Origin of the sequence: Gramella sp. MT6 (genome assembly GCF_019357415.1) — a bacterium.
Lineage (GTDB): Bacteria > Bacteroidota > Bacteroidia > Flavobacteriales > Flavobacteriaceae > Christiangramia.
On the sequence record NZ_CP048410.1, the window covers coordinates 3,232,013 to 3,248,146 of the forward strand.

The 16,134-nt window shown below is 37.4% G+C and carries 15 protein-coding genes; 1 reads left to right on the top strand and 14 read right to left on the bottom strand.

Annotation, left to right across the window (positions count from 1 at the left end):
* Positions 1 to 162 precede the first annotated feature (162 nt).
* On the top strand, positions 163 to 549 hold the full coding sequence (locus G3I01_RS14560; protein ID WP_219549000.1) for a DUF302 domain-containing protein: 387 nt from the start codon (positions 163 to 165) through the stop codon (positions 547 to 549).
* Between the two features lie 315 nt (positions 550 to 864).
* Here G3I01_RS14560 and G3I01_RS14565 read toward each other — a convergent pair whose 3' ends face one another.
* From G3I01_RS14565 to G3I01_RS14630, 14 genes are all read right to left on the bottom strand, one after another.
* Positions 865 to 1,068 (bottom strand): hypothetical protein, encoded by a 204-nt coding sequence (locus G3I01_RS14565; protein ID WP_219552860.1) that lies wholly within the window; start codon positions 1,066 to 1,068, stop codon positions 865 to 867.
* The gene (locus tag G3I01_RS14570; protein WP_219549002.1) at positions 1,065 to 1,238 is read right to left on the bottom strand and encodes a hypothetical protein; all 174 of its coding nucleotides are present in this window, start codon (positions 1,236 to 1,238) and stop codon (positions 1,065 to 1,067) included. Before G3I01_RS14570 ends, G3I01_RS14565 begins: the two co-directional genes overlap by 4 nt.
* 322 nt (positions 1,239 to 1,560) lie before the next feature.
* Positions 1,561 to 2,193 carry a cation transporter gene (locus G3I01_RS14575; protein ID WP_219549004.1) on the bottom strand — a complete coding sequence of 211 codons (633 nt, stop codon included), beginning with the start codon at positions 2,191 to 2,193 and terminating at the stop codon, positions 1,561 to 1,563.
* 84 nt (positions 2,194 to 2,277) lie between these two features.
* A complete protein-coding gene (locus G3I01_RS14580; protein WP_219549006.1) occupies positions 2,278 to 3,069 on the bottom strand; it encodes a cation transporter in 792 nt (263 codons plus the stop codon).
* On the bottom strand, positions 3,066 to 5,612 hold the full coding sequence (locus G3I01_RS14585; protein ID WP_219549008.1) for a heavy metal translocating P-type ATPase: 2,547 nt from the start codon (positions 5,610 to 5,612) through the stop codon (positions 3,066 to 3,068). Before G3I01_RS14585 ends, G3I01_RS14580 begins: the two co-directional genes overlap by 4 nt.
* 4 nt (positions 5,613 to 5,616) lie before the next feature.
* A complete protein-coding gene (locus tag G3I01_RS14590) occupies positions 5,617 to 5,976 on the bottom strand; it encodes an STAS/SEC14 domain-containing protein (RefSeq protein ID WP_219549010.1) in 360 nt (119 codons plus the stop codon).
* Positions 5,973 to 6,437, bottom strand: coding sequence for a transcriptional repressor (locus tag G3I01_RS14595; protein ID WP_219549012.1), 465 nt, complete (start codon positions 6,435 to 6,437; stop codon positions 5,973 to 5,975). Before G3I01_RS14595 ends, G3I01_RS14590 begins: the two co-directional genes overlap by 4 nt.
* A gap of 10 nt (positions 6,438 to 6,447) precedes the next feature.
* Positions 6,448 to 6,864 (bottom strand): transcriptional repressor, encoded by a 417-nt coding sequence (locus G3I01_RS14600; RefSeq protein WP_219549014.1) that lies wholly within the window; start codon positions 6,862 to 6,864, stop codon positions 6,448 to 6,450.
* A 12-nt stretch (positions 6,865 to 6,876) separates the two neighbouring features.
* Entirely contained in the window at positions 6,877 to 7,209 is a 333-nt protein-coding gene (locus tag G3I01_RS14605; protein WP_219549017.1) for a P-II family nitrogen regulator, read from the bottom strand.
* Between the two features lie 101 nt (positions 7,210 to 7,310).
* Positions 7,311 to 8,534: an efflux RND transporter periplasmic adaptor subunit gene (locus G3I01_RS14610; protein ID WP_257710638.1), complete on the bottom strand. Its 1,224-nt coding sequence runs from the start codon at positions 8,532 to 8,534 to the stop codon at positions 7,311 to 7,313.
* Positions 8,535 to 8,553: 19 nt separating this feature from the next.
* On the bottom strand, positions 8,554 to 12,987 hold the full coding sequence (locus G3I01_RS14615; RefSeq protein ID WP_219549019.1) for a CusA/CzcA family heavy metal efflux RND transporter: 4,434 nt from the start codon (positions 12,985 to 12,987) through the stop codon (positions 8,554 to 8,556).
* A gap of 126 nt (positions 12,988 to 13,113) precedes the next feature.
* Positions 13,114 to 13,431 carry a DUF6660 family protein gene (locus G3I01_RS14620; RefSeq protein WP_219549021.1) on the bottom strand — a complete coding sequence of 106 codons (318 nt, stop codon included), beginning with the start codon at positions 13,429 to 13,431 and terminating at the stop codon, positions 13,114 to 13,116.
* A gap of 431 nt (positions 13,432 to 13,862) precedes the next feature.
* Entirely contained in the window at positions 13,863 to 14,606 is a 744-nt protein-coding gene (locus G3I01_RS14625; RefSeq protein ID WP_219549023.1) for a PepSY domain-containing protein, read from the bottom strand.
* A gap of 70 nt (positions 14,607 to 14,676) precedes the next feature.
* On the bottom strand, positions 14,677 to 16,125 hold the full coding sequence (locus G3I01_RS14630) for a RagB/SusD family nutrient uptake outer membrane protein (RefSeq protein WP_219549025.1): 1,449 nt from the start codon (positions 16,123 to 16,125) through the stop codon (positions 14,677 to 14,679).
* Positions 16,126 to 16,134: the final 9 nt, after the last annotated feature.

The window sequence follows — 16,134 nt, forward strand, 5'->3', positions numbered from 1 at the left end:
TGTATTGCTTTGCTAGCATAGAAGTTTTCAAATATATAGGAATTAAATACTACTCCATGTAACCTTTGTTACACTTGAAAATTCCTTGATTTTATGTAACAATCGTTACGTTAAGAGTTTTTATATCTTCTTATCTTTATGGGGAATAAAAAAATATCAGTTATGGAATATTATTTTAACAAGACTATTACGGGAGAATTTGAAGAAGTAATTGAAAAAGTTACCGAGGAATTGGAAAAGGAAGGTTTTGGGGTACTAACTGAAATAAATGTCACCGAAACCCTTAAGAAAAAACTTGATGTAGATTTTAAAAAGTATCGCATTCTAGGTGCCTGTAACGCTCCTTATGCCCACAAAGCCTTGAAAGCAGAAGATAAAATTGGCACCATGTTACCTTGTAATGTAATTGTCCAGGAAATAGAAAAAGAAAAAATTGAAGTCACCGCAGTAAATCCAATGGCTTCTATGCAGGCGGTAAAGAATAAAGACTTAAAACAGATCGCTACAGAAATTGGAGATAAATTAAAGCAAGTAATAGCAAAAATATAATTTTTCAATTATATAAAGATTGAAAGAAAAAATCCAGCCAAAAAGAAAGATGAAAAACCAGAATTATACTGAAAGTCAACATACCGCATAATGTATAAGTCGGCGGGTATGGTTCTCAACCATTTTCTGAAATTTTAGATAACGTAAGGGGAGCCTTAAAAAAAAGAGAGTTTAATATTCTTTTTACACAGAATCTGCAAATCGATTATTTTTAGACCTGAAGTTGGAAAACATAAGAATATTAAAAATTTCTGTTTCAAAATATTAGCACGAATTTTTCTTCCAAGTTAATCATGTGAAGTCTAGAAAGAATCACTAACCCTCCAAATCATAAAACCATTCATCGGCCTTCATGATTCCCTCTTTTATGGCGTTCTGCCTAGTATAATCTATTTCTATAACCAGTTTTTTGGCAATTTTTATTGCTTTTCCTTTTACTTCAGGATGGAGGTCATCTAAACTTGTTTTAAATTCTACGAAAGTCCATTCCATAATTTCATTTAATTCTAAAGAAGTCATAATTTTCTATTGGCTATTTCAGCCTTAGTTATTCCACGCTCAATAGCCTCTTCTTTGGAACAATTTTTATTCAAATGGAAATCCCTTGCATGTTTCAATGCTACCGCTCTAATATTTTCATCTAGCGAATTGAGCCTCTCCTGGTAATCCTTAAATATATCCTCCTTCATTTTTTAAAATAGTTTTAGAACTAAAAAGACCATAGTTAATATATATACTCTGCATCACACACAAAAAATTGCCAGCGGAGAAACCGGCTTATCCAAATTACTGCTATTATTTCCGTGCAAATTCCTAAATCTACCATGGTTTCAACTTTATGATACGTAAGACGAAGTGTGCACATTGATTTCTTAATTTTGCCATTGTAACTAATAAGAAGATTCCTGGAACCATCTATCTCTGTATGCAACAAGCAGGCACGAGGCAAGCCGTAGAGGAATTTTATAGATTAAATATTTTACAGATTTTTTCTTTCTGTTTGCACCATTTTTAATTCGTATTATATTCAATGTTTCTGGCTTTATTGAAAGCTTCCCAACCTTCTTTGGCTGCATAGGGAACAATAAGCAGTGCTGCAACCGGGTCTGCCCACCACCAGCCTAGCCAATTGACCAGCAGTAATCCTGCAAGTACTACCACAGTTTGGTACAAACAAATAAAAGTGTCTTTAGCATCGGCCAGCATAGCCGGACTGTCCAATTTATTTCCGTATTTTCTTTTGTAATAGATTAAAATAGGATTAACTACCAATGAAACAAGCAAGATGATTAAACCCAATGTACTCCAACGTGCCGTTTCTTGATTGACTAGCTTTGTGATTGAATCATAGGAAATAAAAAGGCAAACCAGTGTAAAAGATGCTGCAATAACATATAATGTAATTTTCTTACGACGCTTAACCTTTTTCTCTTCTATGCCGTTAAGCTCGCCGTGCAACCGCCAGCCCAAAGTTGCTGCGCTTATTACTTCTATGGTGCTATCCAGTGCCCATCCTATGAGTGCAGAACTATTTGCAGTTATTCCAGCAATAAGTGAAATGACCACTTCTATCGTGTCGTAAATGACATTCCATATTTGAAGTGTTCTTGCTTGTTTAAGATTCTTTTTTCTTGATGATTCCATATTTAATTCGTCTGTATAGTTCCCACTTTTTTCATTTTTTTCATTAAGTAATAGGCATTTTGATAGATGATTTTTTTTCCGGATTTACCTTGATAATTTCAATATTTTAATCGCCCCACGCATCACAAATGTGAAGACAATAGCGCCAATGATCAAATCTGGCCATTTACTTCCTAAAAAATAAACCAAAACACCCGCCAAAATTACTCCGCCGTTCACGATAATATCATTTGAAGTAAAAATGGCACTGGCTTGCATGTGGACTTCGTTACTTTTAGCCTTGTTGATTAGCCATAATGAGATTAAGTTTCCAGCAAGTGCCAAAGAAGAAATAATAATCATCCACTGGAATAAAGGAGTTTCACTACTCATAAAAAACCTGCGCAAGACTTCTGTAAATCCAAGAGTCGCCAGTAACATTTGAAAGTACCCACTAAATTTTGCGACCTTCTTTTTTCTTGAAACTGCACCACCTACTGCAAATAAACTCAGCGCATATACTATCGAATCTGCCAGCATATCAAGAGAATCTGCAATAAGGCCCATCGAAAAAGATATCCAACCCGTAATCATTTCAACAAGAAAAAACCCAAAATTAATACCCAACACCCACCAAAGAATATTTTTTTGATTGGTTTCGTTTTCCCTAACTGGAACTTCCGCCTCTTCTGATCCTATAAATTTATCGCCTAATTTTAATTCTGAAATCGAGGAATGAATAGCCTCAATCCCTTCTCGATGATACACTTCAAGTTTTCGATTGGGAATATCAAAGTCTAGATGTTTTATCTGTTCATAAGATTCCAGTTTCATCCTAATCATCTGTTCCTCGGAAGGGCAGTCCATTTGACTGACTATAAAAGTGCTTTTGTTCATTTTTTATAGGCTAAAAGTCTTAAAGCGTTGAAAACTACCAGAAGTGTGGAACCTTCATGTATAACTACCGCCACTCCAATGTTAGCGAAACCAAAAATGGTAGCAGGGATAAGCAGAGCTACAATTCCCAGACTTACCCAAAGGTTCTGCTTGATTATAGCCTTTGCCTTTCTACTCAGTCCAATGGCAAAGGGCAGGGTTTCCAATTTATCGGCCATTAGGGCAATATCTGCGGTTTCCAGGGCAACATCGCTACCAGCAGCTCCCATAGCTATTCCTACGGTGCTATTTGCCATGGCAGGGGCATCGTTCACACCATCACCTACCATTGCTACCTTAGATTCTTTTTCTTTTAGTTTTTTTATGGCTTCCACCTTTTCTTCCGGCAGTAAACTACCCCAGGCATCGGTCAATCCTATTTCTTCTGCTACTGCGTCTGCTACCTTCTGGTTATCACCGGTAAGCATGATCATTCGTTTAATTCCTATTTTCTTCAATTCAGAAAGGGTCCTTTTGGCTGCCTCCCGGGGGGTATCCATTAAAGCAAGGATGCCTATATATTCTTCATTCTTACGAAGAAGCATCGTTGTGTTTCCACCACCTTCAAGATCTCGTACTTTAGTAGTTATTTCTTCTGATGGAATAGTATCATTTAGTTCTTCGTATAGATCCAAATTACCAACATAGATCTTATCATTTCCCAATGTTGCTTTAATACCTTTTCCTAACACGGCTTCCAGATTGGAGGCATCCGGGATTTCCTCGCCTTCCATCCGCTCCTTTCCATCGCGAACTACAGCTTTTGCCAGGGGATGATCACTCAAACTTTCCACAGCTACTGCAATTTTGAGAAGTTCATTTTCTGAAATATCCCCAAGTGGTACTACTTGCGTAAGTTTTGGCTTTCCTTCCGTTAGAGTCCCGGTCTTATCAAAGGCGAGGGCGGTCAATTCTCCCAGATCCTCTAGTGGTCGGCCTCCTTTAATTAATACCCCACCACGGGCCGCTCTGGCCACTCCACTTAATACAGCACTCGGGGTCGAGATTGCCAACGCACAGGGACTTGCAGCTACCAGTACCGCCATTGCCCTGTAAAAGCTGGCGCTAAAGGGTTCGTCAATAACTAAGAAAGCGAATAAAAGAGCTCCGACCAAAATAAGGACGGACGGCACAAAATATTTTTCGAATTTATCGGTCAGCAACTGGGTAGGTGATTTTTGGGTCTGGGCTTCATTAACCAATTTGACCAGCCTTGACAATGTAGAATCCTTGGCTGCTTTGATCACTTTAATTTCCAAAGTATTGTTCCCATTGATAGTTCCGGCAAAAACGCGGTTTTCATCTTTGATATCATCTACCTCTGAGTAATCCTTCTCAACATCTTCTACGGGAATTTTATCTACCGGTACACTCTCCCCGGTTATTGGAGCCTGGTTTACACTACTCTGCCCATCTACAACTACGCCATCTGCGGATATTTTACTATTAGGTTTCACCACAATGATATCCCCAATATTGAGTTTTTCGATACCAACTTCTTCCGTTTTACCATTTTTTTTAACCAAAGCTGTTTTAGGTGCCAATTCTGCCAATGCGGCTATAGATTTTCGTGCTTTGTTCATCGCATAATGCTCCAGGGCATGTCCCAGGCTAAAGAGAAATAATAACAAAGCACCTTCAGCCCATTCCCCTAGTATAGCTGCTCCAATAGCAGCGACCAGCATTAGAAAATCAATTTCAAAACCACCTTTGGCCACTGTTTCCACAGCTTCTTTCGCGGTATAAAAGCCACCAAAGAAATAGGCTCCAATATAAAGTGCAAGGCTAACCCATTGGGGAACTGAATCTACAAAGGATAATCCAAAACCTATCCCTAGTAAAACACCACAAATAATGGCAAATATAAGTTCTGTATTTTTTCCAAAAATACCTCCGTGGGAGTGTAAATGTTCTTCCCCGGCTCCGTGACTATCACCCTCTTTATGATTCAGTTCATCTTCATCTTCATGTTGGTGTTTCTGACTCATCTTATTTTTTTCATTTAATTCGTCAGAGGTTTTTTCCGAGGATTTAAAACCGTTCTTATGGCCAGAGGAGCTTTTTTTAACTTGTAGGTTTTCCTTTTCAAGCCTTGTATTTATGGCTTCAAAACTGGTCTCACGCTTATCATATTCTAAACGGATCATTCCTCCGGCATTGGCGGAAGCTTCCAAAACGCCTTCGATATTCAGCAGACTCTTTTCTATAGTTCTTGCATGGCGGGTATGTCTAATCCCCTCAACCTCTAAAAGAAAGTGGCCATATTTTTCCGTAATTTCTGCCCCGGCATTTTCAGCCAAAGATTGAATTCGGTCAATAGAGATAATGTCCGGATCATAATGAAAGCACAGTTGTGGCACCGTATCTTCCTGATCATCTACTATATGTACTTTTTCAAGACCCTCTTTAGCCTCTAATCCAGCAATGAGCCTTTGCACACAAGTATCTTTTTCATTTGGCACCTGAGGTAGCAATACCGGAATTTTTAGTTGTAGCTTTTTCATATCCCTATTGGTTTAATATCCAACTTTTAGCTTCTTCCTTTTCATTAAGGTCGAAATATTTAACTTCCGAGCTTGTAAAAAAATCAGTGGCTTTAGCAGCCCATTGCTGCCATTCTTTTTCACCCACAAAGGCCATTTTTCCATAATCTGAAATATGGGCGGTATCAACTTTTAAATCTTCCCATAAGCCTTTGAGATCGTAGCCCTTAAAGTTAACTAGTTCAAAAAAGAAATCCACCTTATTTCCATTTTTGACAATATTATGTATCAAAGGATGGATTTTCTCTACATCCTCTTTAGTAATCTTACCGCTTATTGAAGCGGATATCAAATTGCTTTTTTCGACATTTTTGATTCGTATCATTGTTTTAACTTTTTATGAGCAGATTGGTCTATGTTATATTTCAGCTTCTTTGCTTTGAGGCAATTTGCACATGCCCCCTTCAAAACTAAATTTACTTCGGTTATTTCGTATTTGTCAGGTAAATTTTCCTGTGGAACTTTATTGGGTAAACAGAAGGTTTTGCTGCAATTCATACAGTGAAGGTGTAAGTGTAGATCCAGCGAATTCTTATCAGAATATGCATATTTTGCGATAGCCGTACCGTCATCAATTTGATGTATAATCCCTTTCTTTTGAAATAATTTTATACTCCGATAAATTGTTGTTCTATCCCCAGTATGTTCGCTTTTTTTTATGAAAGCCGTTTCTATTTCTCTTAATGTTACAGCATAAAACTTCCTCTTAAGATATTTATATATAAATAATCTCATTTTGGTAGGTCTAATCCCGTTGTTTTTAAGTGTTATTTCGGCCTTGGTCATTTTTATAAAATTAAACACCACTACATTTCTCACATATTCCCTTTACTACCAGGTTTACATTTTCTGGCATATATCCCTCTGGCAGATTAATATGTGGAATCTTATGATCGGTCAAACAAACAGTCTCATCACAATTATTACAATGAAAGTGGATGTGTAAGTCCTGTTCTACTTCGCAATTACAGTCACTTTCACAGAGCGCATATTTTGGTATGCCTGTGCCATCATCTATTTGATGTACAATGTCCTTTGCTTCAAATGTGCGTATTGTTCGAGATAATGTAGCCCGATCTGCTTTTCCAAAGGCATTTTCAATTTCGGTAAGGGTTACAGCCCGATCTTTTTTCGCCATAAATTTATAGATCAAGATACGCATGGCTGTTGGCCGAACTTCATGTGCCTCTAAAATTTTTTCGATATCACTCATTTTCATCATTATTTAATCCAGTTTCAAAGATTCTCCAGTTTTAATTCGGAAGGCATCTTCAATACCGGAAAGGTAAATGATTCCGTCACCGGGTTCAGTTGTTTTAGCATTCTCAAGGATAATATCTATTGCTGATTGTGCTTCTTCGTTTTGACATACCAGTTCTAACTTTACCACAGGGCTGTCGGTGACACGGAAATCCAAAGAAGGCGACGCACCTTTTGCTTTAAATGCCCCGGTACCTTCCCCCTGGGAAAGCGTCATACTTTTGAATCCGCTTTCGCTAAGGGATTCTATCACTTTTTGAACCCGTTTTGGTTTTATAAATGCTTTTACTTCTTTCATCGCTGTTTTATTAATTCTTTATTAAGGATGAACCCTCTGGAATTTTTATTAAGACAAACCTTTTACAGAGAGCCCATCCGTCTAAATTTTTAAAGCTCTATTTAATGACCATGAGAGGTTTGGCTTTTCTGCATTTCAGATACCAGGTAATAGGCATTGTTATAAGCAACTAACGTACCTTCTGGAAGGGGCTCCAGCAGCTTAATTTCAATCCATCCATCTTCAATTATCCCAGTCCTTATCTGCACCGGTTTTAATTCCCATTGTGTTTTACCTTCTTCCTGATGTTTTTGAGCCGTAAAGATGTAAGGATTTCCCTCTTCTTCTATCACTGCCGCTTCTGGTAATGCAGGTACTGCCGCTTCTCCTGTCCTGATTTTACCTTTGATATACATTCCTGGAATGAGGTAACCTTCCTTATTATCTATCTCTGCGTGTACATGTACCGCTTTAGGATTTTGTTCAAATTGCTTCCCTACAGAATATATTTTTCCTGTAAGATTACTTCCGGGGACTGACTCTAGCCTTAAAGAAATCTTTTGGCCTTCCTTCACCTTATAAATATCTTTTTCAAAAACCATTAAATCGGCATGCACGTGTTCATTATCCACTACCATAAACATGCTCGTTTGTGGTTCTACATATTGGCCAATTTGCACCTTAACTTTTTCAATATAGCCTTCTATAGGGCTTACTACTGGAATATATTCATACAGGTTACCATTTCTTACCTGGGAGGCACCCAAGTTTAACTGTCTTAATTGGGATTCGTAACCACTTACCTCTCCCTTTACCGACTGAAAATCTGCCTGGGTTTGTTGAAACGACTTTCCTGAACCAACTTCTGCCTCGTACAATCGCTTCTGTCTTTCAAATTCCTTTTCTAAAAACTGCATCCGGTTATAAGCATTTATATAGTCCGTTTGTATTTTCGTCAAGTTAGGATGGGATAGATACGCCAGTACCTGACCTTTATTTACCTTATCACCTTCAATAACTTTTATTGAATTAATATTCCCGCCTAAGACAGCCGTTACGGTAGCTTCATATTGAGGAGGAACCTCTAATTGTCCATTTGCTTCTACTATTCCTGATAATGCTTTACTTGGTAAGGTATCCACTTTGACCCCTAAACTATTGAATTTCATTTCTGAAAGATGAACCGAGCGCATCCCGCCTTCTTCTCCTTCAGGTTCTTCTTCATTCGTAGTTGAATCTTCAGTTTCGTGAGAAGTTGTTTCTGATGTATCAGAATTTTCTTTACACCCAAAGAACAGGCTGAATGATAGGGCAAGCATTAGAATATTTATTGATCTTTTATTCATATCGTTTTTCTTTCTAATTTTAGTTTGATTTTTCGAGGTAATATTCTAGTTGATAACGGCTATCGAGATAATTATCAAAAGCACTCCAAGCATTTACCTCGATTCTAATGGCATCTCTTATATTTTGAAGGAAGGTTACATAATCTATAGCACCTTCCTTAAAAGCCAATACAGATCCTTCCTGTTGCTCTTTAGCCAAGGGAAGCGCTTCATCCTTATAATAATTCCATGAATTTCTCCATTTGATGAATTCTTCCCGCATATTTTTATAGGCAGTTTCCAATTCGAGTTTATCCTGATAAAAATTTTGTTCTGCAATCTTTCGATTCACTTGTGCTTCCTGAGTACGGCCTAATTCAGGTCCAAAGAATAACGGAATTTGAATTCCTATTTGATATTGGAAGAAACCCGATTGTCCATTAATTTCCTGCCTGGCATATTGTCCCTGAAATTTTGGTAGAAATTCAGATTTCCGTTCTCTGGTTAAAGCTTTTGCAACATTAACTCTCTGTTCTGAAACCTCAAGAGCCGGGTGGGTTTTGAGTGACTCTGTCAGAAAATTTAAAGGTTCATCTAATGCTTCGGCAGGTAAATCTTGTACATCATAGATCGAATCACTAACAAACCATAAATTTAAACGCTGCAATGATTTCAGGTAATTTCGATAAGCTTGTTCCAGTTGTATTTTTACTTCGTTTCCCTGATTGGACGTAGCAAGATACTCCAGTTTAGAAGTAGCTTCTGTCTCATATCGGATTCTTGCAGCCCTTTCAATGTCTTCAAAAATTGAATCCATTTTCTTATATACCTGATACCTCTTTCTACTAGTATAAACTGAAGTCCAGGCCCTGCTTACTTCACGTTCCACTTCTAAGATATTTAGTTCTAAAGCATTTTCAGCAAGTGCCATCCGTTCTTTTTGCAATTTTAACCGGGGGGCAATTCCAAAAACATCTATACCTTGTTGTTGAACACCAATTTGAGTATAAATCCCATCTGAACCATTTCCTACCTCTTCTTTTCCAGTAAAGATTTGGGTATTCCCAAAATCATAAGCGGTTTTACGCAGTACTTCTTCACTTTCAATTTCGAGTTGAGCAGCTTTAAGCTGAGGAAAGTTTTTGATGGCTTTTTCCCTGGCTTTTTCCAAACTTATAGTCTGTAAAGTATCCTGTTGTGGATATTCAGATGAAACAACATCAGATTGTGCATTTACGGATAAGGTTCCGCCTAACATCAAGCCAATTATCAAAATCGTAGCTAAAGAGCGCATATTGGAAGAACCTAATTTATTCTGTTCTTTTTTCTCTCGCTTTCTTTCCACGAATGTATATAATACTGGTAATACAACGAGGGTAAGCAGTGTAGCCGTAAGCATACCACCTATTACAACCGTAGCAAGTGGTTGTTGAACTTCTGCACCGGCAGATGTGGAAAATGCCATTGGTAAAAAACCGAAAATATCTGTGGTTGCTGTTAACATAATAGGTCGTATTCGTTCTTTGGTTCCTGTAAAAATTCTATCTTTTATACTAGTTACTCCTTCTTCTTTTAAAGAATTGAATCTATTTATTAGTACCAGTCCGTTTAAAACTGCAACCCCAAACAGTACAATGAAGCCTACACCAGCGGAAATGCTAAATGGCATACCTCTTAACCAAAGGGCAAAAACACCTCCGATAGCAGCCAATGGTATCGCCATATAGATCATGATAGATTGGGAAAAAGATTTTAAGGCAAAATATAGAAGCACGAAAATCAGAAATAAGGCTATCGGTACCACAATCACTAATCGATCTTTGGCACTCTGAAGGTTTTCGAACTCCCCTCCATAAGTAATATAATAACCGGGTGGCAATTCTAATTCCTCATCTAATTTTTGCTGGATGTCGTTAACCACTGACTCTACATCCCTTCCCCGTGCATTTACACCCACATAGGTTCTTCTGTAGGTGTCATCTCTCGAAATTTGCATAGGTCCCGGAACGTATTCAATATCTGCTATTTCTTTGATTGGTACCTGGGTTCCATCTGGAAGGTCGATATACATTCCTCGTAAGTCATCAATATTCTTTCTATGGTCTTCATCAAATCTTACAACTAAATCGAATCGTTTTTCACCTTCAAAGATGACCCCGGCCGTTCCTCCAGCAAAAGCAGTACTTATATAATCATTGACTTTCTGAATATCCAGTCCATACTGGGCAATTTTATCACGGTTAAATCTAACTGTCATTTGTGGGAGGCCAGATGTTCTCTCCGCGTTTACATCACCAGCTCCAGGGACGGTTTGGATAATATTGGCCATTTCCTGTACCTTTTCTGACAATACTTCTAAATCTTCACCATATAACTTTACCGCAATATCTTCTCTAACCCCTTCTAATAACTCATTAAACCTCAATTCTACAGGTTGGGTAAACACTAAATTAACACCCGTAAGATCTTCATTTAGTTTTTCCTTGATCTGTTCAATAAGTCCTTCCTTGGTTTCAGAAGTTTCCCATTTGTCCTTATCCTTTTCCAAGATTAGATACATATCTGCGATATCCATGGGCATTGGATCGGTAGGAATATCAGCCACTCCAATACGTGCCGTAGCCGTTTTAATTTCTGGAAAGTTTTCTAAAAGTATATTTTCAATTTTTTTTGAAACTTCTATAGACTCTGTTAATGAACTACCTGGTCTAATCAAAGCCTGCATGGCAATATCCCCTTCATCAAGTTGAGGCACAAATTCTCCTCCCATTCTCGAAAAAAGAAAACCGGCTATCACAAGTAAAACAGCGGCAGATCCAATTACAATCAGTTTCAATTTTAATGCTCCTTTTAATAAAGGCATGTATACTTTTTGTATTCCGCCAATTATTCTGTCACTTATTTTCTCCAGCCATCGTTCAAACTTTCCAAACCAGTTCTTTTTATTCTGAATTGGTTTCATAAATAAGGCAGACATCATAGGGACATAAGTAAGGCATAAGAAGATAGCACCTATCATGGCAAATCCAAAAGTGTACGCCATTGGCTTAAACATTTTACCTTCTACCCCGGTAAGAAAAAGAATGGGTGTAAATACGATAAGTATAATAATTTGTCCAAAAAATGCAGAGCTCATCATCGTGCTCCCAGCATCATAGGCTACTTCATCCATTTTAGCCTGATTGAATTTCACCTTGCCAGATCTTATCCGTTTTTGTATTTCATATACGGTTCCCTCGATGATAATCACTGCACCGTCTATAATGATTCCAAAATCGATTGCCCCCAAACTCATTAGATTGGCCCAGACATTGAATTGCTTCATTAAAATAAAAGCAAAAAGCAGTGATAAGGGAATAGTGGTAGCAGTAATAAGTCCACCTCTTAGACTACCTAATAACAATACCAGGGCAAAAATCACTATCAATGCACCTTCCAGTAAATTTGTTTTAACAGTATCGGTTGTTCGTGCTATTAACTCACTTCGATCAATAATTGGCTCTATGGTCAAACCTTCAGGAAGTGACTTCTCGACTTCAGCCATACGATCCTTGACATCCTGAATGACCGCGTTGGGATTAGCACCTTTCAGCATCATAATAATTCCTCCAACGGCTTCTTCCCCATCCTGGGTAAAAGCTCCGTATCGTACCTGATTTCCAAACTGAACATTTTCCGCAACATCACCAATCGTGATCGGGATTGCATTTTCTGTAGTAATGGCAATTTTCTTGATGTCCTCCAGTGAACGGATTAAGCCCTCACCTCTAATAAAATTTGACATTTTATTTTTCTCGATATAAGCCCCACCGGTATTCACATTGTTTCGTGCCAGCGCCTCATAAACTTCAGAGATGCTTGTACCCATACTGTTTAATTTCTCTGGGTTGATTGCAACCTCATATTGTTTTATGGAGCCTCCAAAAGAATTTACTTCAACCACGCCCTCCAGTAAGGTAAGTTGCCTTTTTACTATCCAGTCCTGAATAGTTCGAAGTTCCATGGGGGAATATTCAGTTTCGTATCCTTCTTTTGGTTTAATGGTATATTCATAAATTTGACCTAATCCGGTTGAAATAGGTCCCATAGCAGGACTTCCAAATTTGTCGGGAATAGTTTCACCCAATTCGTTAAGTTTTTCCTGTACAAGTTGTCGAGGGAGGTATGTCCCCATATCATCTTTGAAGACAATAGTAACTACAGAAAGGCCAAAGCGTGAAATAGAGCGAATCTCTGTAACCCCAGGTAAATTACCCATCGAAAGTTCTACGGGATAGGTTACAAATTGTTCTATATCTTCTGTGGCAAGATTTGGTGACTGGGTGATCACCTGAACTTGATTGTTAGTAATATCTGGTACCGATCCCAGATTTACGGTAGACATGGACCAAATACCAGTACCTATAAGTGCTAAGGTGAGTAGCCCAATAATAAATTTATTATTAATGGAAAATGAAATGATTCTATTGATCATATAAAAAAATTAATTCAGTTAAACATCTCGATAATCCCTGGGTAAAGAGAATCGATATCGCCGTGCGCTCTGGAAGAACCAGGACTTTAGCAAAAAAGGATATAACTATCCTATAAAAAAACTGAATTAAACTTTTGGAGGATCTAAAAAGGAAAGTATAGGTTCTTCCACTGAACTATCAAAATGAAGAAAAGCTTTTGATGGAATTTCCGCAATTAAAGGTTTGAAGTGTGAGGAACCAAAGTCAACTGTGTGCACATGACAGCAATGGCAACTACAAAAAGGAGGGCATAAATCCGCTACTTGGTCATGTGAATGATCTATATCTAAATTCTGGGTAGCAACCATAGTTACTTCTGAGCCAGAATTAACTTGGGAAGTATCACTGTCATTACAGGCTAATAAATTAAGCCCCAGTACATATAAAGATAATATGAATGCCATTATTTTCACATTACAAAGATAATTAAATAGGCATGCACAGGGTGTGCAAAAAAATAGCTGAGGCAATTATTGTGCAAAAATCATAACAATAAATGGATGTAATCTCAAAGTAATTTTTAAGGTTCTATTCGGATATACCTTGTACCATTTAAGAATGTATAATATTTCTGACATTAAATGCAAAACTATCTTGAACAATATGAAACAATTGATTTTTAATACTATAGTGAAATTTTTTTTGTTAAATACATAAAAACCTGGTTATATTTTTAATTTTTATATAGGTCTTGTTATCCTGTGGATTAATATGCATTATGTTTTAATTTTACAAACTCTTTAGTCCGTTATTCTTAGTTCTTAAATTTATAAAAAAAGGCTGCCTCAATTGAAGCAGCCCATTTTTGGCTAATTATTTATTTAAGATTTAAAACCTAATGAGAAGCTACTGCCTTCTTCTTTTTGTTTTTTTTCTTCTTTTTATTAGTGAATTTCCTAATTGTTGGAGATGAGGTATACCACAGCAAGAATCCACTTAAAACCGTAATAAGACCGAGTAAAGAAAATGCTCTTAAAATTATATTATTAAAATCATCTCTACCTTCGTAATCCATGGTATGAGTCATCCATAAAAAATCGAACCAGCGCCAATCTCGGTGCCTAAGCGTTCTAAAAGCTCCATCAGCTTCAGAGACATAAGCCTTAATGTTTTCAGAAGTGTTATATGAAATAACATAAGCTGGAAGTGGTCTTCCGCGATATTCATGATGTTCTCCGGTAGAGGTTATTCTTTCAATTCCAGTCACCTCTAACTCATCAATCATATGTTGATTGGCAACTTGAACTGCTTCTGTTTCGGATAAACTCTCTTTAATCTCTCCTGTCCTAGCATTCTGAAGAATTTCTTCGTTAATCCAGTAATAAGGTTCCCCAGCAACTTCTTTTAATTGTAAAGAATTAATCTCAATTTCAGGACTAAATTCTGCGGGACTTCCAAGCCCTGAAAAATTGGGATGTTTCATTTCTGTTTTAAGAAATTGATCTCCGTGTATTTCATCTATATCGGTCCAGCTGAAGTATAAACCACTTACCGTCCACATTATAAATTGTATACCTATAAAAATACCCAGGTATCTATGTGCCTGTCTTATTTTCAGGGCTGTTTTTCTTTTTACCATAATTATTTGATAATAAAGAGATAGTCATTGAATTCTAAGACTATCTCATTTTAGATTTTTATTTATTTTTTTAGTATCCTTCTGTTTGTTCCATTCCGGATGCCTCTACTTCACTGGCAGGAATTGGGCAGATTGTCCTGTAATCTGTAGCTTGAATATCTAAATTCGACACATCGACACCTGTATTTACGTGCTCTTCCACAGGACGTGCAATATCTTTGCCTCTTCGTATATAGTCATAAATTCCATGGCCTTCCAATGCCAACTCTCTTCTTCTTTCTTGTGCAATTCGCTCTTTTAGCAAATCACCAGTTTCATTAACCATGTTAGAGGAAAAATCGGTAGTTCTGTTTTCTATAAGCGTATTAAGGAAGTCCTGTGCTTCTGTCTCGCCACCGCCGGCACCATTTACTGCTGATTCAGCCGCAATTAAATACATTTCAGATAATCTAATAACCGGAATATTGTGGGCACTTAATCCGCCTCCATCACTACGATTAATGTACTTAATAAATGCTTGCTGGGTACCTTCCTTATCTTCTTCAAGCAATGCGGCTCTTGGATCACCTTCATAGGCACTTAATAATTCAATAAAAGTTTTAGTAGCGATTATATCTCCCTGACCTCCATTCTTAAAATCAAATTGGGCTCCCAGCCCGTTACTACCCAAAGAATTCTGGCTTGTAATGCTTAATTCGAAGATAGATTCGGAATTATAATCTTCAAATGCATAAGAATCCACTCCCATAAGATTTTCTGCCCCTCTGGTAGCAATTACTTCTTTTGCATATTTAAGAGCGTTTTCCCAATCTTGCTGATACAGGTATACCCTTGCCAATAAGGCCGTAACTCCGGTTTTTGTTAAATACTGGGTGCTTCCTTGTGACCAACTATTTTCCTCTAATAAACTAAGCGAATTTTGCATATCACTAATAATCTGCTCATAAGTCTCTCCAAGACTACTTCTTTCTGTTACTATCTCATCCGAAGAAAGTTTCAAAGGTAATCCCTGTGCTGCTGCGCCCTCCCTTATCCATGGGTAGGAGAAAGTTCTTGCCAGATCAAAATATATCATACCTCTTAAACCCAAAGCTTCACCTAAGATCTCTTGCTTTTGCGCTTCGTTCCCTTCAGCTGCTTCAATATTATTAATAATAAGGTTTAGGTTATTTATAGATTTAAAGGATTGAATCCACAAATCTTCGCAGCTTCCGCTACTATTACTACTTTCTTCATACTTATAAGCAATCAACTCATAATTCCTGGGGTTGAAAGTAGTTTTCACAAATCTAAAATCTGTACCTTTTACGGCCGCCCTTTTGTATAAAACCCTTCCCAGATAAGTATTACGTGAAATCTCGTTGTAAGTTCCGGTTAATAGTTTATCGAGTTTTTCTACTGAATTCAGTACCAGGTTCTCTGAGATAACATGATCTGGTCTTTGGTCCAGCAGATCTTCGCTGCAGCCTTGGAACATTACTAATCCTAAGATTAGAATACTGTTTTTAAATATTTTCATTTGAATGCG

What these genes read in the sequence shown, in the direction of transcription:
- G3I01_RS14560 (WP_219549000.1), top strand. Translation starts at nt 163, where the DNA reads ATGGAATATTATTTTAACAAGACTATTACGGGAGAATTTGAAGAAGTA.
- G3I01_RS14565 (WP_219552860.1), bottom strand. Translation starts at nt 1,068, where the DNA reads ATGACTTCTTTAGAATTAAATGAAATTATGGAATGGACTTTCGTAGAA.
- G3I01_RS14570 (WP_219549002.1), bottom strand. Translation starts at nt 1,238, where the DNA reads ATGAAGGAGGATATATTTAAGGATTACCAGGAGAGGCTCAATTCGCTA.
- G3I01_RS14575 (WP_219549004.1), bottom strand. Translation starts at nt 2,193, where the DNA reads ATGGAATCATCAAGAAAAAAGAATCTTAAACAAGCAAGAACACTTCAA.
- G3I01_RS14580 (WP_219549006.1), bottom strand. Translation starts at nt 3,069, where the DNA reads ATGAACAAAAGCACTTTTATAGTCAGTCAAATGGACTGCCCTTCCGAG.
- G3I01_RS14585 (WP_219549008.1), bottom strand. Translation starts at nt 5,612, where the DNA reads ATGAAAAAGCTACAACTAAAAATTCCGGTATTGCTACCTCAGGTGCCA.
- G3I01_RS14590 (WP_219549010.1), bottom strand. Translation starts at nt 5,976, where the DNA reads ATGATACGAATCAAAAATGTCGAAAAAAGCAATTTGATATCCGCTTCA.
- G3I01_RS14595 (WP_219549012.1), bottom strand. Translation starts at nt 6,437, where the DNA reads ATGACCAAGGCCGAAATAACACTTAAAAACAACGGGATTAGACCTACC.
- G3I01_RS14600 (WP_219549014.1), bottom strand. Translation starts at nt 6,864, where the DNA reads ATGAGTGATATCGAAAAAATTTTAGAGGCACATGAAGTTCGGCCAACA.
- G3I01_RS14605 (WP_219549017.1), bottom strand. Translation starts at nt 7,209, where the DNA reads ATGAAAGAAGTAAAAGCATTTATAAAACCAAAACGGGTTCAAAAAGTG.
- G3I01_RS14610 (WP_257710638.1), bottom strand. Translation starts at nt 8,534, where the DNA reads ATGAATAAAAGATCAATAAATATTCTAATGCTTGCCCTATCATTCAGC.
- G3I01_RS14615 (WP_219549019.1), bottom strand. Translation starts at nt 12,987, where the DNA reads ATGATCAATAGAATCATTTCATTTTCCATTAATAATAAATTTATTATT.
- G3I01_RS14620 (WP_219549021.1), bottom strand. Translation starts at nt 13,431, where the DNA reads ATGGCATTCATATTATCTTTATATGTACTGGGGCTTAATTTATTAGCC.
- G3I01_RS14625 (WP_219549023.1), bottom strand. Translation starts at nt 14,606, where the DNA reads ATGGTAAAAAGAAAAACAGCCCTGAAAATAAGACAGGCACATAGATAC.
- G3I01_RS14630 (WP_219549025.1), bottom strand. Translation starts at nt 16,125, where the DNA reads ATGAAAATATTTAAAAACAGTATTCTAATCTTAGGATTAGTAATGTTC.